The 19,889-nt window shown below is 75.9% G+C and carries 20 protein-coding genes; 11 read left to right on the top strand and 9 right to left on the bottom strand.

All coding sequences use genetic code 11. The annotated features are described in order from the left end of the window. Window positions 1-221: 221 nt before the first annotated feature. Window positions 222-1,181: a D-2-hydroxyacid dehydrogenase family protein gene (locus tag Srubr_RS36705; protein WP_189995524.1), complete on the top strand. Its 960-nt coding sequence runs from the start codon at window positions 222-224 to the stop codon at window positions 1,179-1,181. A gap of 268 nt (window positions 1,182-1,449) precedes the next feature. Further along, window positions 1,450-1,785, top strand: a complete 336-nt coding sequence (locus Srubr_RS36700) for a chaplin (protein WP_189995525.1) — start codon at window positions 1,450-1,452, stop codon at window positions 1,783-1,785. A 143-nt stretch (window positions 1,786-1,928) separates the two neighbouring features. Here Srubr_RS36700 and Srubr_RS36695 read toward each other — a convergent pair whose 3' ends face one another. The 7 genes from Srubr_RS36695 to Srubr_RS36665 all read right to left on the bottom strand — a co-directional run bounded on the left by Srubr_RS36695 (window position 1,929) and on the right by Srubr_RS36665 (window position 6,365). After that, window positions 1,929-2,795: a tyrosinase family protein gene (locus Srubr_RS36695; RefSeq protein WP_189995527.1), complete on the bottom strand. Its 867-nt coding sequence runs from the start codon at window positions 2,793-2,795 to the stop codon at window positions 1,929-1,931. Then, the gene (locus tag Srubr_RS36690) at window positions 2,779-3,300 is read right to left on the bottom strand and encodes a tyrosinase family oxidase copper chaperone (RefSeq protein ID WP_189995529.1); all 522 of its coding nucleotides are present in this window, start codon (window positions 3,298-3,300) and stop codon (window positions 2,779-2,781) included. The genes Srubr_RS36695 and Srubr_RS36690 overlap by 17 nt, the downstream gene beginning before the upstream one ends. A 152-nt stretch (window positions 3,301-3,452) precedes the next feature. Continuing rightward, window positions 3,453-3,971, bottom strand: coding sequence for a hypothetical protein (locus Srubr_RS36685; RefSeq protein ID WP_189995532.1), 519 nt, complete (start codon window positions 3,969-3,971; stop codon window positions 3,453-3,455). A gap of 175 nt (window positions 3,972-4,146) precedes the next feature. Further along, window positions 4,147-4,650, bottom strand: a complete 504-nt coding sequence (locus Srubr_RS36680) for a DUF5949 family protein (RefSeq protein WP_189995534.1) — start codon at window positions 4,648-4,650, stop codon at window positions 4,147-4,149. A 129-nt stretch (window positions 4,651-4,779) separates the two neighbouring features. Then, a complete protein-coding gene (locus Srubr_RS36675) occupies window positions 4,780-5,064 on the bottom strand; it encodes a hypothetical protein (RefSeq protein ID WP_189995536.1) in 285 nt (94 codons plus the stop codon). Between the two features lie 129 nt (window positions 5,065-5,193). After that, window positions 5,194-5,949 (bottom strand): hypothetical protein, encoded by a 756-nt coding sequence (locus Srubr_RS36670; protein ID WP_189995538.1) that lies wholly within the window; start codon window positions 5,947-5,949, stop codon window positions 5,194-5,196. 176 nt (window positions 5,950-6,125) lie between these two features. Further along, window positions 6,126-6,365, bottom strand: a complete 240-nt coding sequence (locus tag Srubr_RS36665) for a chaplin (protein ID WP_189995540.1) — start codon at window positions 6,363-6,365, stop codon at window positions 6,126-6,128. Window positions 6,366-6,808: 443 nt separating this feature from the next. On the opposite strand from Srubr_RS36665, the gene Srubr_RS36660 reads away from it, so the two are divergent. Genes Srubr_RS36660 through Srubr_RS36625 form a run of 8 tightly spaced genes read left to right on the top strand, consistent with a single transcriptional unit; the run spans window position 6,809 to window position 16,439 of the window. Continuing rightward, entirely contained in the window at window positions 6,809-8,152 is a 1,344-nt protein-coding gene (locus Srubr_RS36660) for a glycosyltransferase (protein WP_189995542.1), read from the top strand. Then, window positions 8,149-9,576 carry a sugar transferase gene (locus Srubr_RS36655; protein ID WP_189995545.1) on the top strand — a complete coding sequence of 476 codons (1,428 nt, stop codon included), beginning with the start codon at window positions 8,149-8,151 and terminating at the stop codon, window positions 9,574-9,576. The genes Srubr_RS36660 and Srubr_RS36655 overlap by 4 nt, the downstream gene beginning before the upstream one ends. Before the next feature lie 3 nt (window positions 9,577-9,579). After that, a complete protein-coding gene (locus tag Srubr_RS36650) occupies window positions 9,580-10,950 on the top strand; it encodes an O-antigen ligase family protein (RefSeq protein ID WP_189995547.1) in 1,371 nt (456 codons plus the stop codon). After that, the gene (locus Srubr_RS36645) at window positions 10,947-12,749 is read left to right on the top strand and encodes a lipid II flippase MurJ (protein ID WP_229926687.1); all 1,803 of its coding nucleotides are present in this window, start codon (window positions 10,947-10,949) and stop codon (window positions 12,747-12,749) included. Before Srubr_RS36650 ends, Srubr_RS36645 begins: the two co-directional genes overlap by 4 nt. Next, complete coding sequence (locus Srubr_RS36640; RefSeq protein WP_229926688.1) at window positions 12,730-13,476, top strand: polysaccharide deacetylase family protein; 747 nt, start codon at window positions 12,730-12,732, stop codon at window positions 13,474-13,476. Before Srubr_RS36645 ends, Srubr_RS36640 begins: the two co-directional genes overlap by 20 nt. Next, window positions 13,473-14,630, top strand: a complete 1,158-nt coding sequence (locus tag Srubr_RS36635; RefSeq protein ID WP_189995549.1) for a glycosyltransferase — start codon at window positions 13,473-13,475, stop codon at window positions 14,628-14,630. Before Srubr_RS36640 ends, Srubr_RS36635 begins: the two co-directional genes overlap by 4 nt. A 31-nt stretch (window positions 14,631-14,661) precedes the next feature. Beyond that, entirely contained in the window at window positions 14,662-15,318 is a 657-nt protein-coding gene (locus Srubr_RS36630) for a lipopolysaccharide biosynthesis protein (RefSeq protein ID WP_189995551.1), read from the top strand. After that, window positions 15,315-16,439, top strand: a complete 1,125-nt coding sequence (locus Srubr_RS36625) for a GNAT family N-acetyltransferase (protein ID WP_189995553.1) — start codon at window positions 15,315-15,317, stop codon at window positions 16,437-16,439. The genes Srubr_RS36630 and Srubr_RS36625 overlap by 4 nt, the downstream gene beginning before the upstream one ends. 8 nt (window positions 16,440-16,447) lie before the next feature. Here the strand turns inward: Srubr_RS36625 and Srubr_RS36620 are convergent, their stop codons facing one another. Continuing rightward, window positions 16,448-17,572, bottom strand: a complete 1,125-nt coding sequence (locus tag Srubr_RS36620) for a glycoside hydrolase family 26 protein (RefSeq protein ID WP_189996007.1) — start codon at window positions 17,570-17,572, stop codon at window positions 16,448-16,450. Between the two features lie 144 nt (window positions 17,573-17,716). Here Srubr_RS36620 and Srubr_RS36615 point away from each other — a divergent pair, with 144 nt between their 5' ends. Further along, window positions 17,717-18,925 (top strand): NAD(P)-binding domain-containing protein, encoded by a 1,209-nt coding sequence (locus Srubr_RS36615; protein WP_189995555.1) that lies wholly within the window; start codon window positions 17,717-17,719, stop codon window positions 18,923-18,925. Between the two features lie 72 nt (window positions 18,926-18,997). Here Srubr_RS36615 and Srubr_RS41740 read toward each other — a convergent pair whose 3' ends face one another. Next, a complete protein-coding gene (locus Srubr_RS41740) occupies window positions 18,998-19,786 on the bottom strand; it encodes a chaplin (protein ID WP_189995556.1) in 789 nt (262 codons plus the stop codon). Window positions 19,787-19,889 lie beyond the last annotated feature (103 nt).

Raw genomic sequence — 19,889 nt, 5'->3', positions numbered from 1 at the left:
CCCGGCCCGGAGGGCAGGCCGAGCCACCCAATGTTTCCGCTGGTCAGCAGGGGCCTTACCAGGATCTCTCACTTCAGTGAAACGTGCCACTGTTCGAGCGGCAACAACCCTCCGCCACAACGCTGTTGTCGCCAGTACCCGAGCGTGGAACCGAATGCCTCGCCCGGAACGATGAGTTCACGGGTGGGTAGAGTCGCTCACAGGAGAGGGGAGGACACGCCGTGCGGCTTCGTTGTGTGGTGCTGGACGACTTTCAGGGGGTGGCCACCGAGGTCGCCGACTGGTCGGTGCTCGGGGACCGGGTGGAGGTCGTCGCCCTGCGCGAGCACCTCCCCGACGAGGACGCCCTCGCCGCGGCCCTCGCCGACTACGACATCGTCGTCACCCTGCGCGAACGCGTCCCCTTCCCCGGCTCCCTGATCTCCCGCCTCCCCCGGCTGAAACTGCTCATAGCCTCAGGGATGCGCAACAGCGTCATCGACTACGCCGCCGCCGAGGCGCACGGCGTCACCGTGTGCGGCACGGAGAGTTCGGGCACCCCGCCGGTCGAGCTGACCTGGGCGCTGCTGCTCGGCCTCGCCCGGGGCATCGTCCAGGAGAACAACGCCCTGCGCGCGGGCGGCCCCTGGCAGTCCACCGTCGGCGCCGATCTGCACGGCCGCCGGCTGGGACTGCTCGGGCTGGGCAGGATCGGCAGCCGCGTGGCACGGGTCGGCCTCGCCTTCGGGATGCGGGTCTGCGCCTGGAGCCAGAACCTCACCAAGGAGCGGGCCGCGGAGGTGGGCGCGGAACTGGCCGGCTCCAAGGAGGAACTGCTCGCCGGCAGCGACTTCGTCTCCGTTCACCTGGCCCTCGGCGACCGCACCCGCGGCCTCGTCGGCGCCGCCGAACTCGCCCTGATGAAGCCGACCGCCTATCTGGTCAACACCTCCCGCGCGGCCATCGTCGACCAGGACGCGCTGCTGGCCGCGCTGCACGAGGGCCGGATCGCCGGCGCCGGCGTCGATGTCTTCGACATCGAGCCGCTGCCCACCGACCACCCGATGCGCACCGCGCCCCGCCTCCTGGCCACACCCCACCTCGGCTACGTGTCCCAGGCCAACTACACGACGTACTACGGCCAGGCCGTGGAGAACATCCAGGCCTACCTCGCGGGCTCCCCGATACGACGGCTGCCCTGAAACCGGCTGTGACGGCTGCCTTGAGCCCCGCTGCGACGGCTGCCCTGAAACCCGCCGCGACGGGTCAACACGGTGCCGGGCTGCCGTCACACGAACAGCCCAGCCGCCATTCCGGTGTCCGCACGGGTCGCCAAGGCCCCCTGCCGTTGAAAGGGTGATCCCCGGCCGATCGGCGTGACCCGCCCCGCACGGCGCCGTTGAACGGGGAGTGCGGCGGCTGGCTGGCCGCCGCGCGCTTCCCCAGCCACAAGCAACAAAGGAGAACGTGATGTCTCGCATCGCGAAGGCGACCGCTGTCGCCCTCGGCGCCGGCGCCGTGGTGGTCAGCGGGTCCGGGCTGGCCATGGCCGAGGCGGACGCCCACGGCGCGGCCGTCAACAGCCCGGGCGTGATTTCCGGCAACCTGCTCCAGGTGCCGATCGGCATCCCGATCAACGTGTGCGGCAACACCATCGACATCGTCGCCCTGCTGAACCCGGCCTTCGGCAACGCCTGCGCCAACGTCGGCGACGAGGTCAAGCCCGGCAAGCCCGGCAAGCCCGGTCCCACCAAGCCCGGCAAGCCCGGCAACAGCAGCCACGGCAACGACGGCTACGGCCACTGAGCCACCGGCACCCCGCAGACAAGAGCCCCGGCACTCCGAGCGCCGGGGCCTTGCCGTACCCACCACACACCTGCTCACGCGCGCCCAGCGCACCCGCTCACGCGCGCACCACACACCTCCTCACGTGCCCCCGGCAGCCCCGCTCACACGTACCGGTAGATGCGGCTCATGTCCTCCAACTGGTCCGGTGTCTCGTCCCACGGCGGCAGCTTCTGGTGCCGGGCCACGACCCGGCCGTGCTGAGCGTCACCGGCACGGGGCGGCTCGGCCGGCAGATAGCGCCGGCCGCGGTGGGCCCGCTGCCAGCGGTACCACTGGAGGTCCAGGAAGGCGTGGTGCAGCCAGAACACCGGGTCGTTGACGGACGCGCCGCCGAGCATGACGCCGCCGACCCAGCGGTGCACCCGGTTGTGGTTGCGCCAGGAGGCGCTGCCGCTGCCGCTCCCCCACCCCTCCAGCTTGTTGCGGAAACCCTTGCGGACGGTGGAGTCCCACGGCCAGGCGTCGTAGAGGGGGTCGTCCAGCGCCCACTGCAACTCGCCACGGGTGGGCAGTTGGATGGGCGCGGCCGAACGGCCCAGGTCCCGGGTGAGGAACCTGCCGTCGGTGACGCCCTCTTTGATGGTCCAGTGGCCCGCCGCGTAGGCGAACGGCCCGGTCGTCACCTGCCGGTCGGAGCGCCGCCCGTTCCCTCCGAGCAGGTCCTTCGTCCACGGCACGGACGTCGTCGTACGGTCCCGGGTCCAGTCCCAGTACGGCACCGTCACCGAGGAGTCGACCCGGCGCAGGGCCCGCTCCAGCTCCAGCAGGAACCTGCGGTGCCACGGCAGGAAGGACGGCGCCATGTGGGCGCTGCGCAGGCCCGCCTCGCCGTCGGCGCTGTAGTAGTCGATGTGCATCCGCACGAACTCGTCGTACTCACCGCGCTTTTTGAGCGCGAGCAGCGCGTTCACGAACCGGCGCCGCTCCCCCGCGGTGAGCGCGGCTACGTTCTTACGCACGTACGCCATGCCGACCCCCCGTGTGCGCGTGGCCGTCAGGGTGGCCGGCGGCGGTCCCGGCCGACGTCGGTTCGCGCAGCCGCCGCCCGGGCCCCATCTCGTCCACGGCCGCCCGGGTCGCCTCCAACGGCGTCCGGTACGACGTGTAGTGGTCGACCATGCTCAGCCAGGAGCCGTCGGCCCGGCGCATCAGGTGCAGCGGACGCCCGTCCACGGTGATCCGCCATGTGGTGCCCGCCGTCTGCCGCCCCGCCGCGGGCACCAGGACGCCCTGGATACGGCGGCCCCGGTAGGTCTCGTCGAAGACGCCGTCGTCGGAAGCCCCGGCCGGGTGCACGGGCCGGGAGGCGGCGACGACCGGGGTCAGCGCCAGTGCGGCGGCGGAGGCCAGCAGCCCCCGCGCCACCTCCCTGCGGGAACGTCCGGCCCCGGCGTCCCGATGAGCCCCGGCCCCCTGATGAACCCCGGCCTCCTGATGGGGCCCGACCGCCACTTCGCCGACACCGACGACCATGCTCGCTCCTCGTCCGGGTGCAGATGTCCGTACCGGCTAACCGGCCGAGGGCGCACGGGGTCACCGCCGTAGAGCCATACGAGCCACAGGAGGCTTACGAGCCACAGGAGGCGTACGAGCCGGAGGTACCGGCGAGGGCGTGTGGGGCCTGGTCAGCGGCCCGGGCCCGTGGCCAGGTTGCCGCCGGCGACGGTGCGCAGGACCGGCGCGAGGACACCGGCCTGGGGAAGCTTGGTGGACGGGAGGCCGAAGTGGTCCGCGTCCGGAGCGGTCAGCGGGGCGTCCAGGGCCAGGCCGGGGGCGAGGGCCCGTACGTCACCGGCGGGCGCGTCCACGTCGAGGTGGTCGAAGTCGTCGCCCAGGAGGCGCGGCAGCGGAGCCCTGCCCTCCAGACCGGGCAGCCCGCCGCTCACCGGCAGCTGGGGCAGGGTCCGGTCGGGCAGCAGCCGGCCGGTGACGTAGCGAGGCCCCTCGGGGGCGCCGGGCTTGACCAGCGGCACCTCGGCGCGCAGCCTGGGCACCTCCATGTCCAGCGCCTGGGACACACCGCCCAGGGGCACGGGGACGGGAACCGTACCGGCCGCGGCGGCGGGGCCTGCGGCTCCCACGGTGGCCGCGAGGCCCGTGACGACGGCGGCGAGGGTGCCTCGGGTGAGGGTGATCGGTTTCATCACAGGTACGGGCCCTTTCGGAATGCGGGGGTTCGACGTCCGTACCGCGTAACGAGCGGAAATGGCCCGCATTTCACAATTCCCCCGGGTGCCGTAATAGTCAGCTCGTCCAGAAGTCCCACCAGCGGTCGGTAGGAGAATTCCGGCCGGGCTGCCGGGCCCGTGGGCCGGGATGTCAGGTACGCAGGCCGCGGACGGGCAGGTAGACGTGCGCGGCGGCGTCCGTGGTCTCCGGGGAGCCGGCGAACGCCGCCAGCTCCGGTCCCTCCACCGAGCGGCGGGGACCGGCCGACGGGCAGATCCGGGTGGTGAACATGAAGTAGGCGTAACCGAGTTCCCCGACCGCCTTGAGCCAGTCCGCCGGCGGGGTGGCCTGTCGGCTGATCTGCGGCATCTGCAGCACGATTTGCCCGGCGATGACCAGCATGGAGACCTTCAGGCCCGGCCGGGCCATACCGATCACGGGCTGGCCGCCCACGGGCAGGTCCATGTCCTTGAGGAGCCGGGCGACGGCGGCGGACGCGGCCTGCGGGCCGTCGGGGCCGTCGCCCAGGGAGCAGGCGAGCAGACAAGGGGTATGGCCGTTGCCCTCCTCGTTCCTGGCCATCCAGGCGAGCAGCGCGAGCGTGCCGAGGTCGGCGGCGCGGAAGGGGCGGGTTTCGCTTGATGCTGAGGTCATCGCGCGACCATATCGACGGGCGGTGGCGCGGCCTGGTGGTCTCTCACCCGTCCGGAGCAGCGTCCGGGACCTCGCCACACGATCGGGCGACGTGGTCCCGGACGTGCCGGGGCGGGCCGGGAGCGGGCGTCAGCGCAGGGGCAGACCGCCGAGCAGCCCCCGCTGGTTGAGCGTCGTGGTGGCGCCCTTGACGCTGCTCAGCACGGAGTCCTTGTTCTCGGTGTCGAGCGCGTCCGACTGGTGCTGGAGCGGCATCAGGTCCTTCACGCCGGGCGGGTGCTCCGTCAGCTGGGCGAGACCGCCGTTGAGGCTCATGGGCGGCAGGTGCTGGGCGTCGTAGGCGAACGCGGGTGCGGTGACGCCGGCGAGGGCCACGGAACCGGCGACAACGGCGGCGGCCTTGAGGGACTTCATCGTGTTCCTTTCTTGGCAACTCACGTCACCCAGGAAATACGGACGCCCTGCTCAACGATTTCCGCACGGGCCGGAAACCCCGCGCGGAGAAGACATATGAGATCCCCCGGGAACCGCGGGGGCACCGCGTCAGCCGGCCGGGGCCGGGCCGGGTACGGAGGCCGGCGTGGCCGCGGTCGTACCGGCCGGCGTGGGCAACTCGGTCACGGCGAGCTTCGTACCGCCGCCGAACAGGCCCGTCAGCAGGTCGAGCAGGCCGGACAGCAGGCCGTCGAGGGCCGGCAGCTGCGGGTCGGAGGCGTCGGCGGTGGCCGCCTCGTCCGTGGTGGCCACCTGGTCGGTGGCCGTCTGAGCGGAGGCCGCTTCGCCGGTGATGGCCTGCACCAGGTTCTCGATCGCGGTCGCCAGCGAGCCGAGCACGTCGTCGAGGATGTCACGGGCCACGGGCGCACCGACGTGGGCGTGCCGTGCGGTCACCGGGGCGGCCGGGAGTGCGGCGGGCGCCTGGGCGGCGGGGGAAGCCGGAGTCGCGGCGGCGGGAGTCGCGGGCTTCGCCGCCGTGGCCGGCCGGGCCGCGGTGGCCCTGGTGACCGCCTCCTTCGCCGCCTCGCCCAGCCTTCTCGCCTCGTCGGCGGGCAGTCTGCCCGCCTCCAGCGACCGGCTGAGCAGGTCGGTGACCGGGCCTAGCTCGGGATGGGTCCGGCCCAGGGCCCTGACCTGGGCGAGCAGCCTCTCCTTCTGAGCCGCCGGGACGGACGCCCGGGACGCGGTACGCCCGTGCTCCCCGGCCGCGTCGGCGGCGAGCGCCACCGGGCCGGTGATGCCGGCCAGCACGGACGCGCAGAGGACGGTGGACGCGAGACGCCGGGCGGGCAGAACACGCATGGGGTTTCCTTTCGGTGGACGGTGGGGCCTGAGCCCACCGTCTGATCACCGATGGCGCCTCGCAACCGCTCGTCCGCCGCGCGTGATCCGTACGAGGGAGCGCGAACCGGCCGCCCGTTCCGTGCCACGAGCGCGGAACGGACGGCCGGCCGAAGGGGGAGGGTGCGTGCCCGGCGTCAGTGGTTGACGCAGCTGTTGCCGAAGGCCGGGTTCAGCAGACCGATGATGTCAATGGTGTTGCCGCACAGGTTGATCGGCACGTGCAGCGGGATCTGGATGGTGTTGCCCGAGATGACGCCCGGCGAGTTGACGGCGGCGCCGCCCGCGCCGGCACTGGCGGAAGCCACACCGGCGCCCCCGGCGACGGCCGCGGCGGCGGCGGAGGTCAGGACCAGACCCTTCGCGATACGCGACATGGAGAGGTGCTCCTTGGGATCGACACAACATCCGGGCGGATACCCGGCGTTGTGTCAACGCCGGGCGCCTCCGGGAGTTGTGCCGCCAAAGGGGTGATGTCCGGGTGGTGCGGGGTCACGTGGCGGCAGCGGCGCCACCGCGGCCGGCGGGCGCCCCGGGCCCGGCCGCTCCCCCGCACGGCGTAGCGGACCCACGCTCGGCGCACCGGGTGCCCTACCGGTGCCGGCGCAGGCACGCCTACGCCCACGTGCTCGGCACCATCGGCGATCCGTGGGATCCGGGCCCGGCTCACCGGCGCGGGCGGTGACCCACCGGGCTCCCGGCTCGTTGGCCACGCGGACGCGGCGTGGGCCCGCGCGCTCCGCGCCGCCGTGGACGCCCCGGACCGAAGGCGCGTTCACGACCGCAGTCCCGAGCGCCCCGTGAGCGAGGTACCCCGCGCATGCACCAGTCAGTCCCCGCCCTCCGGCCCCGGGTCCTGCACCTCGCGCAACCCGTCGACGGGGGTGTCGCCCGGGTCGTGCTCGACCTGGTACGGGCCCAGCTCGCGGCGGGCCTGCCGGTCGCGGTCGGCTGTCCCCGCGGCGCCCTCGCCGAGGGCCTGCGGGAGCTGGGCGCCGAGGTCCGCGACTGGCCCGCGCGCCGGTCCCCGGGGCCCGAGCTGCCGGGCGAGGTACGGCGCGTGGTGCGCCTGGTCGAGGAGGTGCGGCCCGCTCTGGTGCACGCGCACAGTGCCAAGGCCGGGCTGGCCGCGCGGCTCGCCGTGCGCGGGCGCGTGCCGACGGTGTACCAGCCGCACGCCTGGTCCTTCGAGGCGGCCGGCGGTCTCACCGGGGCGCTCGCCCGGTGCTGGGAGCGGTGGGGGGCGCGCTGGGCCGACCGGGTGGTGTGCGTGAGCGCGGCGGAGCGGGCGGCCGGACTGCGCGCCGGGGTACGCGCCGCGTACACGGTCGTCCCGAACGGCGTCGACACCACCCGCTTCGCGCCGGGCCCCGCCGTGCCCTCACCGCAAGGTGCCGGCCACGAGACGGACCGGCCGCTCGTCGTCTGCGTGGGCCGCCTGTGCCGGCAGAAGGGCCAGGACGTGCTGCTGCGCGCCTGGCCCACCGTCCTCGGCGCGCTGCCCCGGGCCCGGCTCGCGCTGGTCGGCGACGGCCCGGACCGCGAGGCGCTGCGGCTGCGGGCGCACCCCTCGGTGGAGTTCGCCGGTGCCGTCGCCGACGTCGTGCCCTGGTACCGGGCCGCCGACCTGGTCGTGCTGCCCTCGCGTTGGGAGGGCATGGCGCTCGCCCCGCTGGAGGCGCTGGGCTGCGCACGGCCGGTCGTCCTCACCGATGTCGCCGGCGCCCGGGAGAGCCTGCCACCCGCGCTCGCCGCGCGCTGCCTGGTGCCACCGGAGGATGCCGTGGCGCTGGCCCGGGCGATCACCGGCCTGCTGACCGACCCGCCCCTGCGCGCGGCGCTCGGCGAGCAGGGGCACCGGCACGTCGTCTCCCGGCACGACGTACGGCTCACCGCCGCGCGGATCACGACCGTCTACGACGAACTCCTCACGCCCGCCGAACACCGCGCACCGCGCCATCCCCACCCCGCGCAGGACAGCGCACCGCGCCATCCCCACCCCGCACAGGACAGCGCACCGCGCCATCCCCATTCCACGCAGGACAGCGCACCGCGCCTTCCCGGCCCCCCGCAGGACAGCGCGCCGCCCCGGCTCACGCCCCCCGGGCGCGGCGGCACAGGGCGGGTCGTGCCCGGGCAGGGCAGGGGGGCCGGGCGCCCGTGACCACGGAAACCAGCGTCGCCTCGGCCGGCACGCAGCCGTGGGCGTCCGAGGTCCCGCACGGCCCGGTCCGGCCGGCGCGCCCCGGCGGCGGCCTCCGGTTCCCGTCGCGGCGCCCGCCCACGTCGTCCGGCTCGCCGCTGCCGTTGTTCGCCGCCGACCTGCTCGCCGCGCTGGCGGGCGCGGTCGTCCTGGAGGAGGCCGCGGGCGGGCCGGTGCCGGTCGCCGTGCTGGTCGCCGGCACGCTGCTGCTGCGCCCGCGCTCCGCCCGGCCGGGGCCCGGCACGCCCGGCGTGCTCGACGAACTCCCCGCCCTGTGCGGGCGGACCGCGGTGGCCTGGCTGGGTCTGGCCGCGCTGCTCGCCGCGTACGATCCCGCGCGCGCCCTGTCCGCCCGGACCCTGCTGCTCGGCTGGGCGCTGCACGCGGCGGCGGCCGGGGCGGGCCGGGGCGCGGTGCAGTGGCGGCGCCGGGCCGCGCTGCTGCGGCAGCCGCGTACCGCCCTGGTGGTCGGGCCCGCCGCGACCGCGCAGCGGGTGGCCGCCGCGCTGCTGCGCCACCCGCGCTGCGGGGTAAGGCCGGTGGGCGTGGTCGCCGACCATCCGGAGGGCGCCGCCGGGCTGCCGGTCCTCACCACCGGCGAGGAGGTGGAGCGGGCGCTCGTCCAGAACCGGGTGCGGGTCGTGCTCACCGTCCACCCGGCCGTACGCACCGCCAAGGCGCCGCTGCTGCGGGCGCTCGCCGCATCGGGGTGCACGCTGTGGGAGGCGGACGCGGACTCCCCGGCGTACGAGACGCGCGACCAGCTCGCCGGGTTCGCGGTGCGCTGCCTGGACCCGGGCCCGCGACGCGGCGCCGCCGGCAAACGGCTGCTGGACGTCGTGGTGTCCGGGACGCTGCTGGTGCTGGCCGGGCCGGTGCTGCTGGTGTGCGCCACGGTGCTGCGGCTCACCGGCGGACCCGGTGTGGTGTTCCGGCAGGAGCGGGTCGGCAAGGACGGCCGCCCCTTCACCATGCTGAAGTTCCGCACCCACCGCCCGGCCGACGAGCAGGAGGCGGCCACCCGGTGGAGCGTGGCCGGCGACCAGCGGATGAGCCCCTTCTGCCGGCTGCTGCGGCGGACCTCGATGGACGAGCTGCTCCAGCTGTGGAACGTCTTCCGGGGCGACATGAGCCTGGTCGGGCCGCGCCCCGAACGCCCTTACTTCGTCGCGCGGTTCAGCCGGATGCACCCGGGCTACGCGGCCCGGCACCGCATGCGGGCCGGCATCACCGGGCTCGCCCAGGTCAACGGGTTGCGCGGGGACACCTCCATCGAGGACCGGGCCCGCTTCGACAACGCCTACATCGACAACTGGTCGCTGTGGCAGGACATCCGCATCCTGCTGCGCACCGCCGCCGCGGTCGTGCGGTCCACGGGGAGCTGACCGATGGCCCTCGCCCCGCCGCCCGGCCGCCTCACCCGGCTGCGCCCGCTGCTGCCGGTGCTGCCGGTGGTGGCCGTGGTGGCGCTGCTCGCGCTGCCGGTCGCGCCCGGCGCGGACGCCGGCGCGGGTCCCGCCGACGCGCTGTCCGCGCTGGTCGTCGTCGCGTGCGCGGTGCGGCTGCTGCGGGCGCGCCGCCGTCCGCTGACCCCGGCCGCCGCGGTGATCCTCGGCCTGCCGGTGATCGGGCTGGTGCCGGCCGCGCTGCACGCGGTCCCGGCCGACGCCGGGGTCACCGGCCTGGGCCGCTACCTCCAGGTCTTCGTCCTGGTCCCGGCCGCCGTCGTGCTCCTGCTCCGCGACCGGGCCGACTTCCGGCTGCTGGCCTGGTCGTTCGTGGCGCTCGCGCTCTGGCAGGGGGCGGTCGGCACGCACCAGTACGTCACCCGGACCGGGGCCTCCTACCAGGGCCGGGACGTCCGGGCGGTCGGCACCTTCGGGGTGGCGGACGTGATGGGCATGGCCACGGTGGTGTCCTTCGGGCTGGTGTGCGCGGTGGGGCTGGCGCTGGGCCGTACCGGGCCGCGGGAGCGGGCCGTGGCCGTCACGTGCGCGCTGCTGCTGCCGGTGCCGCTCGCCCTGTCCTTCAGCCGGGGTGCCTGGATCGCCACCGCCGTCACCCTCACCGTCCAGCTGCTGCTGGCCGGGGTGCGCCGGGCGGTGCGGGTCGCGGCGGCCGTGCTGGCGGCGGGGGTGGTGCTGGTGGGCGGCGTGGGGGTGGGGACGACGATGCTCCGGGAGCGGATCGACAGCATCACGCGGGTCGCCGACGCGCCGGACCAGTCGGTCACCGACCGGTACGCGATGTGGGCGGCGGCCCTCGGCATGTGGCGGGACCGGCCGCTGACCGGCGTCGGCCTGAAGGCGTTCCCCGAGTACCGCGACGCGCACGCCTCGCTCGCGCTGTCCTCGGGCAGCGACACCGAGGGCGCGGGCGCCGCCTTCCGCCGGCAGCCGCTGCTGTCCCCGCACAACATGTACCTGCTGGTCCTCGGCGAACAGGGGCTGACCGGGCTGCTGTGCCTGGCGGGCGGCTGGCTGGCCCTGCTGGTGTGCGCCCTGCGCGGGCTGTACCGGACCCGCGCGGCCCGCGGCCGGGGCCTGGACTGCGCGCTGGTCGCCTGCGGGCTGCTGGTCTGGCAGCTAGTGGACTTCGCCTACGCCGACATCGGCGGCCCGTCGACCGTGCTGACGGCGGTGTCCCTCGGCCTGGCCGCGTGGTGGGCCCTGCCGCCCGCCGACCACCCCGACCCGCCGGCTCCCCGCACCGCCCCGCCCGCGCGTGAGGCGGTACGGGGAGAGGCGGCCACGCGATGAGCGCTACGACCGACGGCCCCGAGGGACCGCAGACCGACACCGGCACGTCGACCGTGGCCGCCACACCCACGACTTCGGCACCGCAGACCGGCACCGGCCGCCGGTCCGTCGTGACAGCCGCACCCACGGCTTCGAAACCGGGGACCGGCCCCGGCCCGTCCGCCGTGGCAGCCGCACCCCCCGCTCCCGTCCCGCTCCGCCCTCCCGGGAGCCGTCCCCTGGAATCCGCTCCTCCCACCTCCCGTCTGCTGGCGCGGGCCGCGCTCCTCACCGCGTGTCTGTCCGTCGCGGCGGCGCTGCTCGGGCTGGTGCGGGACCAGTCGCTGGCGCGGTTGTTCGGGGCCGGGCGGGACACGGACGCCTTTCTGGTCGCCTGGACCGTGCCGGAGTTCGCGGCCACGCTGCTCATCGAGGACGGGCTGGCCTTCGCGCTGATCCCGGCGTTCAGCGCGGCCCTGGCCCGCCGGGCGCGGGGTGCCGCCGGGGACCCGGTGCGCTCGCTGGTGGCCGGCACCCTGCCCCGCCTCATGCTCGCGTTCGCGGCGGCCGGTGTGCTGCTCGCGCTGGCCGCGCCCTGGTTCGTCGCGGTGCTCGCGCCGGGCCTGCCCGACCCGGCCCTGGCCGTGGACTGCACCCGGCTGACGGCGAGTTGCGTGCTGAGCTTCGGCCTCGCCGGCTACTGCAGCGCGGTACTGCGGGCGCACCGCCGCTTCCTGGCGCCGGCCGCCATCTACATCGTCCACAACGTCGCGATCATCACGGTGATGTACGCGTTCGGCGGCCGGTGGGGCGTACGGTCGGCCGCGTTCGGGGTCGCTGCGGGCGGCTGTCTGATGGTGGCGATACAACTCCCGGCGCTGGTCGCCGAGTTGCGGCGCGGCAGGGGCGGTCGTACGGAGCCCCGGCCCGCCGCCCATGTGCCCCCGCTTGACGTGCCGTTGCTGGCCGCCGTGCTGCTGTTCGCGCTGTGCCGGCAGTCGCAGGTGCTCATCGAGCGGTTCCTGGCCTCCGGGCTGCCCGCCGGAGCCATCTCCCACCTGAACTACGCGCAGAAGGTCGCGCAGATCCCGATGACGCTGTCCATGATGCTGTCCACGGTCACCTTCCCGGTGGTGGCGCGGGCGCTGGCCGACGGCGACACCGAGCGGGCCCGGGGCCGGGTCGAGCGGGACGTGGCGGTGGCCGCCCGCCTGGTGCTGTTCGGCACGGCCGCCGTCGTGGCCTGCGCCCCGCAGCTGATCGGGCTGCTGTTCCAGCGGGGCGCGTTCACCGCCGAGGACACCGCGGCGACCGCCGGTGTCATGCGCGTCTACGCGCTCGGGCTGCTCGCCCAGACCCTGACCGGGGTCCTGGTCCGCTCGTACTTCTCGGCGGGCCGCGCCACCTGGTACCCGGTGGCCGCGATGGCCGCGGGGATCGCCGCGACCTGCGGGATCGGCGCGTGCACGGCCGGTTCCCGGGGTGCCGTCGGGATCGCCGCCGCCAACGCCGCCGGGATCACCCTGACCGCCGCGCTGCTGCTCGCGGGCACCGCCCGCCGCGGGGTGCCGCTGCGGGCCGGGGCCGTGCTGCGCGGGCTGGCCCGTCCCCTGGTGGCGGCCGGCGCTGCCACCGTGGCGGGCGCCCTGGCGGCGGGGGTGCCGTCGGCCGCCCCGGCCGGGTTCGCCGCCGGCGCGGCCACGGTGACCGTCGTCTTCCTGCTGCTCGGCGGCGCCCCGGGCGCCCGCGCCCTGGCCCCCGCCCTCCGTCCCGTCCGCTCCCTCCCGCAAAGGCTCGCCCATGCCCTCACCACCCGCTGAGTCCCCGGCGCCCGGCCCGGCCCCGTGGATCGCCATGTACCACTCGGTCGGCGACCGCTCCGACGACCCGTACCGCGTCACCGTCTCCCCCGCCCGGCTGGAGCGGCAGTTGCGCTGGCTGGTCCGGCGCGGGCTGCGCGGGGTGTCGGTGGCCGAGTTGCTGGCCGCCCGGGACCGGGGCGAGGGGCGTGACCTGGTGGGCCTCACCTTCGACGACGGGTACGCCGACTTCGTCGCAAGCGCCCTGCCGGTGCTGGCCCGTTGGCAGTGCACGGCCACGCTGTTCGTGCTGCCCGGCCGGCTCGGCGGCGACAACGCCTGGGATCCGCTGGGCCCGCGCAAGCCGCTGCTGACCGCCGACGGCATCCGGCGGGCCGCCGCCGAGGGCGTGGAGATCGGCTCGCACGGCCTCACCCACGTCGATCTCACTCGGGCCGACGACACCCTGCTGAAGGCCGAGACGGTCGAGAGCCGGGCCGTGCTGGAGGAGTTGACGGGCGCTCCGGTGGGTGGGTTCTGCTACCCGTACGGCATGGTCGACCGGCGCGCGGTGGCGGCCGTGCGGGAGGCCGGGTACGCCTACGCGTGCGCCGTCGACCCCGGTGAGCTGACCGGCCGGCACGCCCTGCCGCGGGTGCACATCGGGCAGGACGACACCGCCGTACGCCTGTTCCTGAAGCGCCGGTTGCACCGGTGGCGCCGACGGCCGGTGGAGGGACTCAGGTGAGGGTCCTGCACATCATCACCGGGCTGAAGGTGGGCGGCGCCGAACTGCAACTGCGGCTGCTGCTGCGGCACCTGCCCGTCGAGTGCGAGGTGGTGACGCTGACCGACCCGGGGCCGGTGGCCGACGGGCTCGCGGCCGACGGGGTGCGGGTGATCCACCTCGGCATGACCGGCAACCGCGACCTGGGCGCGCTGCCGCGGCTGACCGGGCTCATCCGGCGCGGCCGGTACGACGTGGTGCACACCCATCTGTACCGGGCCTGCCTGTACGGCCGGATCGCCGCCCGGCTGGCCGGGGTGCGCGCCGTCGTCGCCACCGAGCACTCGCTCGGGGACACCCAGACGGAGGGCCGGCCGCTCACGGCGGGGGTCCGCGCGCTGTATCTGCTGGGCGAGCGGCTGGGCCGGACCACCGTCGCGGTCTCCCCGGCGGTCGCCGCCCGGCTGGCCCGCTGGGGCGTGCCCGAGCCGCGCATCACGGTCGTGCCCAACGGCGTCGACCTCGCCCGGTTCGCCTTCGACCCGGCGGCCCGCCGCCGCGCCCGCGCCGAACTGGGCCTGGGCGAGGACGCGTTCGTGATCGGCGGCATCGGCCGGCTCGTCCCCGGCAAGCGCTTCGACGTCCTGGTGCACGCCCTGGCCGGGCTGCCCGCCGACTGCCGGCTGCTGCTGGTCGGCGGCGGCCCGCAGGAGGGCGCGCTGCGGCGGGCCGCGCACCGGGCCGGCGTCGCGGACCGGGTGGTGTTCGCCGGGGAGCGGCCGTATCTGCCCGACGGCTCGCCGGGGCCCGGGCTGCCCGCGCTGGCCTCGGCGATGGACGTGCTCGCCGCCCCCTCCCCCGAGGAGGCGTTCGGGCTGGCGGTGGTGGAGGCGCTCGCGGCCGGGCTGCCGGTGCGCTACACCTCCTGCCCGGCCCTGGAGGACCTGCCGCCCGAGGCCGCCCCGGAGGCGGTACGGGTCCCGTGCGATCCCGGCGCGTACGCCCGCGCGCTCGCCGGGGTGCGCGCCGCCGGGCCCGGTCCGCGCGTTGCCGCCGGGGCGGCCCGCCACTACTGCGTCACCCGCAGCGCCGCCCGGCTGCTGAACGTCTACGCGGCGGCGCTCGCCCACCCGGCCCCGGCCCCCAGGCCCCCGCAGAAAGCCGTCCTGTCATGACCGAGAACCACACGCAGAAAGCCGTCCTGTCATGACCGAGAACCACGCCCGGCGCCACCGCGGCCCCCGCCTCACCCCGCCCCGCGCGCTCCCCCCTTGGTCGCTGGTGGCGGCCGGGGTCCTCGCGGGCGGGCTGCTGGGCGGCGGGTACGGCGTGCTGCGGCCCGCCGAGTACACGGCCACCAGCTATCTGGTCGCCGTGCCCGGCGAGCGCTCCGACGCCGCCGGCGCGCTGGGCTTCGCGCAGGTCTACGGCCGCATCGCCACCCAGCCCGCGGTGCTCGCCGACGCCCGGGCGGCCGCCGGGGTGCCGGTGGCCGCGCTGCGCGCCGGGGTGCGCACCGCGACCTCGCCGGACGCGCCGATGGTCGCCGTCTCCGCCACCTCGCCCCGCCCCGCCGAGGCCGCCGCCATGGCCAACGCGGTCGCCGGGGCGCTGACCCGGCGCGCCGACGCCGCCCGGGCCGGCACCCGGGTGACCCTGGTCCCGTTCACCCGCGCGGTACGGCCCACCGAGCCGTCCTCGGCGTCGGCCGGGGTGACCGGGCTGGTCGGGGCGGCCGGGGGCGGGCTGCTCGGCGCCCTCGCGCTGCTGGTACGGCCGCGCCGCGGACCCGAGGCGGAGGCCCCGCGCCCGGCCCCGGTGCCCGGACCGGCCGTCGTCGACGGCGCGCGCGGCCGGCGGTGACCGCCACCGTCACGGCGCGCGCCCGGGGCGTCCGCCTCACCACCGAACTCGTCACCGACGCGGACGTGTTCGCCGGGCTGGCCCCGGCCTGGGGACGGCTGCTCGGGCGGTGCGCCGCCGCGACCCCGTTCCAGAGCCACGCCTGGCTGCACTCGTGGTGGCTGTCGTACGGCCGGCCCGGACGGCTGCGGCTGCTGCTGGTACGGGCCGGCCGTGACCTGGTGGCCGCCGCGCCGCTGACCCTGGTCCGCCGGCCGCTGCCCGCGCTGCTGCCGCTCGGCACGGGCATCTCCGACTACGCGGACGTGCTGCTGGACGACGCCGACGACGGCCGGGCGGCGGGCGCGCTCACCGCGGCCCTCGCGGACGCGGCCCGCACCGCGCTGGTCGACTTCCGCGAGGTGCGCCCGGGCGGGGCGGTGGAGCGGGTCTACGACCGCTGGCGCGGGCCGCGCCGCACGGTCCCCGACTCGCCGTGCCTGGAGCTGCCCGCGCTGCCCATGGACGGGCTGATCGCCCGCCTGCCGTCCGGCAAGTCCGGGCAGCGGGTACGGGCCAAGCTGCGCCGGCTGGCCGCGCTGGGCGTGCGGCGGCGGACGGTGGGCCCGCAGGAGGTGGAGACGGCACTGGTCCGGCTGCTGGCGCTGCACCGGCTGCAGTGGCAGGGCCGGGGGGTGACGAGCGAGCATCTGCGGCCCCGGTTCCGGGCGCATCTGCTGCGCGCGGTGGGCCCGATGGTGCGCTCGGGCAACGCGGTGGTCACCGAGTTCCGGATCGCCGACGAGGTGGTCGCCGTGGACCTGACCCTGCTCTCGGGCGGCATGGCCGGCGGCTATCTCTACGGCGCCCACCCGGGCCTGCGGGAGCGCCGGGCGGACGTGGCGGTGATGCTGCTGGACGCCTGTGCCGAGCTGGCGGGCGGCGGGCACGGCACGCTGAGCCTGCTGCGCGGCGACGAGCCGTACAAGCACCACTGGCGGCCCGAACGCGTCGTCAACCAGCGGCTGCTGATGGCCCGCCCGCACACCGCCCCGCTCCTGACGGCCGCGCTGTGCGGGGCGAACGCCCGGCAGCGGGGCAGGGAGGTGCGGCACCGGTGGCGGGCACGCGGCCAGGGCTGAGCCCCCGCCTAGCGGACCCCGGGCCGGCGTTCGAAGGGGAGGCACGGCCGGCGGCCGGGCCAGTACGCGGTCCAGTCGCCGAGGTCCACCGGGATGCAGACGGGCGGGAGCGGTGCGGGCTGCCCGGTGCCGCCGTACAGGGCGCTCCGGTAGACGTGCGCCGAGCGCGGGTTGGCCGGGCACTGCCACACGCCGTGCGGGCAGTAGTCGGTCAGCGTCTGGTAGACCGGCCGGTGTTCGCCGATCCAGGCGAGCATGCGCCGCATGTACTCGGCGTTGTCGCCGTTGCGGAACAGGCCCCATTCCGGGTACGACACGGGCTTGCCGTGGGCTTGGGCGAAGTCCGCGTGCCACTGGAGGCCGTAGGGCTCGCTCACCTGTTCGTCGAAGGTCACCCCGGCCGGCTGGTCGTAGGAGTCCATGCCGAGGATGTCGACCGTGTCGTCCCCGGGGTAGCACTCGGTCCAGGGCACGGCGTCCCGGCCGCGGCTCGGCGCGAAGTCGAACCGGAACCGCTGGCCCGGCACCGCGCGCATGGTGGCGACGATCCTGTTCCAGTACGCCTTCCAGGCCGCGGGGTCCGGCGCGCAGCGATGGGTGTAGGTGGTGCCGTTCATCTCCCAGCCCAGGACGAGCACCGTGTCCGGCGCCCCCAGCGCCACCAGCCGCTCGGCCAGGGTCCTGAAGTGCCCGTCGAACGCGCCGTCCGCGCCCTGCCGCAGCAGCCCGCGCACCTCCTCGTCCGGGACGTCCTCCTCGTTGCGTTCCTGCATCGGCACGTTGAGGACGAGGGTCCGGTCGGACCGCTCGCGCCGCCAGCCGGCCCAGGGTTCCAGGAAGCCGGGCGGGCCCTCGATGTCCTCCCACAGGCCGCCGGGCAGATAGGTGTGGGCGACCTTCAGCTCCGCCCCGCCGAGCCAGTGGCTCAGCCCGGTCATCCGCGTGACCCCGTCCGGACCGGAGTCGAGGAACGCCCCGAAGGCCGCGGCGGCCCGCGCGGGCCCGGGAGGCGCCGGATCGTCCACGGGGGACCCGGGACGGGTCGCCGCCGGCGCCAGGGCGACGATCGCGGTGAACAAGGCGATGACCGACGCCGCGCGCACGGCCGGCCCTCCGCGCCGCTGTGAGGCCATCCGCCGCTCCTCTCCGCGTGTCACCACGCGTCACACTCCTCTGACACTCAGTCATACCTGTGGGAACAACGCCAGTGCGGTCGCCGCGTCCGGCCCCTGATCCCCCCGCACGGGCCAACGCGACCGAAAGCGAGCACATCGCCGATGTACGACCTGCTGGTGGTGGGGGCCGGACCGTACGGCCTGTCCATCGCGGCGCATGCCGCGGCGGCCGGACTGCGCGTCCGCGTCTTCGGGCGGCCCATGGCTTTCTGGCGCGACCACATGCCCCGCGGCATGCTGCTGACGTCACCGCCGTGGGCGTCCGACCTGTCCGACCCGGAGGGCCGCTGGCGGCTCGACGTCTTCCGCGCCTTCCGCGGCCTGGCCGCCGGGGACGCCGGGCCGGTCCCGCTGGAGGTGTTCACCGAGTACGGCATGTGGTTCGCCCGCAACGCCGTGCCCGGGACCGACGAGCGGACCGTGACCCGGGTGGCGCCGCGCGCCGGCGGCTTCGAGGCCGTCACCGAGGACGGGGAGACGTTCACCGCCAGGACGGTCGCGCTGGCCGTGGGCCTGCTGCCGTTCGCGGAGCTGCCGGCCGTCCTGCGCGGACTGCCCCCGGCCCTCGTCACCCACAGCAGCCGGCACGCCCGGCTCGACCGGTTCCGTGACCGGGACGTCACCGTGCTCGGCGGCGGCCAGGGCGCCCTGGAGACGGCCGCGCTCCTCGCCGAACAGGGCACCCGGGTACGGCTGCTGGTCCGCGCCGACCGGCTGCGCTGGGAGAAGGCGCCACCGCCCCGGGAGCGTCCCCGGTGGCGCTCGGCCTGGTCCCCGCACGGCAGCCCCGGCGAGCGGGACCGGTGGTGCTCCGAGCGGCCCGGGCTGTACCGACGGCTGCCGGAGCGGGTCCGGTCCCGGCTCGGGGCGCGGGCGCTCGCCCCGGCCGGCTCCTGGTGGGTGCGCGAGCGGGTGGAGCACCGGGTGGAGGTGCTGTTCGGACGGGAGGTGGCGGGCGCCCGGGAGGTGCCGGGCGGGCTGCGCCTGGAGACGGTGGTCCGGCGGGGCGGGGCCGCGGTGCTGGAGACGGGGCACGTCATCGCGGCGACCGGCTTCCGGCCCGCTCTCGGCCGGCTGCGGCCGCTCACCCCGGAGCTGCGCGCGCTGCTGGCGACGGGGGCCGGCGGGGTGCCGGAGGCGGGGCCGGAGTTCGAGTCGTCGTACCCGGGGCTGTTCCTGGCCGGTCCGGTCACGGCCGCGTGCTTCGGCCCGGCGGCACGGTTCCTGCACGGCGCGTCCTTCACGGCGGGCACGCTGGTACGCGGCGTACGGCGGCGCCTGCGCACGGGCCCGGCGGGCTGGCCCCGCTGAGAAAGCATCGTGCCGGAAGGCCCACGGCGTGGGGGCGCGGGGTGCCGGGCGCTCGGTCCGGCACCCGGTGCGCTAGCGACGGCAGGCGGACCGGCCGCGCCGGTACAGGATCGTCCCGGCCCCGATCAGCACGGCACCGGCGCCCGTGGCCGCCATCATGGTCCGGGTGCTCCCGCCGGTCTGCGCGAGCACGGGCGGCTGTCCGGGCCGCTCCTGGTCCACGGGAGGCGTGGTGCGGCCGGGGGCCGGGGGCGTGCCGTGATCGTCGCGCGGCGGGGTGGTCTCCTCGCCGCCGTAGGGGGGTGGGGTGGTCTCCTCGCCGCCGTAGGGAGGCGGGGTCGACTCCTCACCACCGTACGGAGGCGACGTGGTCTCGTCACCGCCGTAGGGAGGCTGGGACGACTCCTCACCACCGTACGGAGGGGAGGTCGTCTCTCCGCCGCCGTAAGGAGGTGACGTCGTCTCATCCCCGCCCTGCGGGGACGGAGCCGGCTCGTCGCTGCCGTACCGCGGTGCGGTGTGGCTGTCTTCGGGGCTCGGGCCGGCGCTGTGGCCGAAGTCGTCGGAGTCGCCGTACCCGTCGGGGTGCCGGGGGCTTTCCTGTGGCCGCGGGGTGTGGCCCACGTTGGCGCAGGAGTTGGCGAACGCCGGGTTCAACGCGGCGGCCGCGTCGACGGAGTTGCCGCAGATGTTGACCGGGACGTTCACCGGGACCTGGACGTTGTTCCCGGACAGCACGCCGGGAGAGCCCTGCGTGCTGCCGTGCGCGTGGCTGTCGGCGAGCGCTGTTCCGCCGTACCAGGACAGCACGCCGGTCGCGGCGGCGGCCACGGCCATGCCCTTGCTGAGGGTCTGTCGCAATCTCGTGGTCTTCCTGCTCGGAGAAGTGGGAAAGGCCGGCCCCGGAACGGCGAGTAGTCGGTCCGGGGCCGGCCAGTACACAGCCGGGGAAGCTGGTGAATCG

Origin of the sequence: Streptomyces rubradiris, from assembly GCF_016860525.1 — a bacterium.
Classification (GTDB): Bacteria; Actinomycetota; Actinomycetes; order Streptomycetales; family Streptomycetaceae; genus Streptomyces; species Streptomyces rubradiris.
This window is presented reverse-complemented; position numbering and strand designations above follow the sequence as displayed.

Excerpts from the sequence above, each read along its gene's own strand:
- Srubr_RS36640 (WP_229926688.1), top strand. The coding sequence starts at position 12,730 with ATGCCCTCACCACCCGCTGAGTCCCCGGCGCCCGGCCCGGCCCCGTGG.
- Srubr_RS36630 (WP_189995551.1), top strand. The coding sequence starts at position 14,662 with ATGACCGAGAACCACGCCCGGCGCCACCGCGGCCCCCGCCTCACCCCG.
- Srubr_RS36660 (WP_189995542.1), top strand. The coding sequence starts at position 6,809 with ATGCACCAGTCAGTCCCCGCCCTCCGGCCCCGGGTCCTGCACCTCGCG.
- Srubr_RS36665 (WP_189995540.1), bottom strand. The coding sequence starts at position 6,365 with ATGTCGCGTATCGCGAAGGGTCTGGTCCTGACCTCCGCCGCCGCCGCG.
- Srubr_RS36695 (WP_189995527.1), bottom strand. The coding sequence starts at position 2,795 with ATGGCGTACGTGCGTAAGAACGTAGCCGCGCTCACCGCGGGGGAGCGG.
- Srubr_RS36685 (WP_189995532.1), bottom strand. The coding sequence starts at position 3,971 with ATGAAACCGATCACCCTCACCCGAGGCACCCTCGCCGCCGTCGTCACG.
- Srubr_RS36670 (WP_189995538.1), bottom strand. The coding sequence starts at position 5,949 with ATGCGTGTTCTGCCCGCCCGGCGTCTCGCGTCCACCGTCCTCTGCGCG.
- Srubr_RS36690 (WP_189995529.1), bottom strand. The coding sequence starts at position 3,300 with ATGGTCGTCGGTGTCGGCGAAGTGGCGGTCGGGCCCCATCAGGAGGCC.
- Srubr_RS36700 (WP_189995525.1), top strand. The coding sequence starts at position 1,450 with ATGTCTCGCATCGCGAAGGCGACCGCTGTCGCCCTCGGCGCCGGCGCC.
- Srubr_RS36675 (WP_189995536.1), bottom strand. The coding sequence starts at position 5,064 with ATGAAGTCCCTCAAGGCCGCCGCCGTTGTCGCCGGTTCCGTGGCCCTC.
- Srubr_RS36620 (WP_189996007.1), bottom strand. The coding sequence starts at position 17,572 with ATGGCCTCACAGCGGCGCGGAGGGCCGGCCGTGCGCGCGGCGTCGGTC.
- Srubr_RS36680 (WP_189995534.1), bottom strand. The coding sequence starts at position 4,650 with ATGACCTCAGCATCAAGCGAAACCCGCCCCTTCCGCGCCGCCGACCTC.
- Srubr_RS36615 (WP_189995555.1), top strand. The coding sequence starts at position 17,717 with ATGTACGACCTGCTGGTGGTGGGGGCCGGACCGTACGGCCTGTCCATC.
- Srubr_RS36650 (WP_189995547.1), top strand. The coding sequence starts at position 9,580 with ATGGCCCTCGCCCCGCCGCCCGGCCGCCTCACCCGGCTGCGCCCGCTG.
- Srubr_RS36645 (WP_229926687.1), top strand. The coding sequence starts at position 10,947 with ATGAGCGCTACGACCGACGGCCCCGAGGGACCGCAGACCGACACCGGC.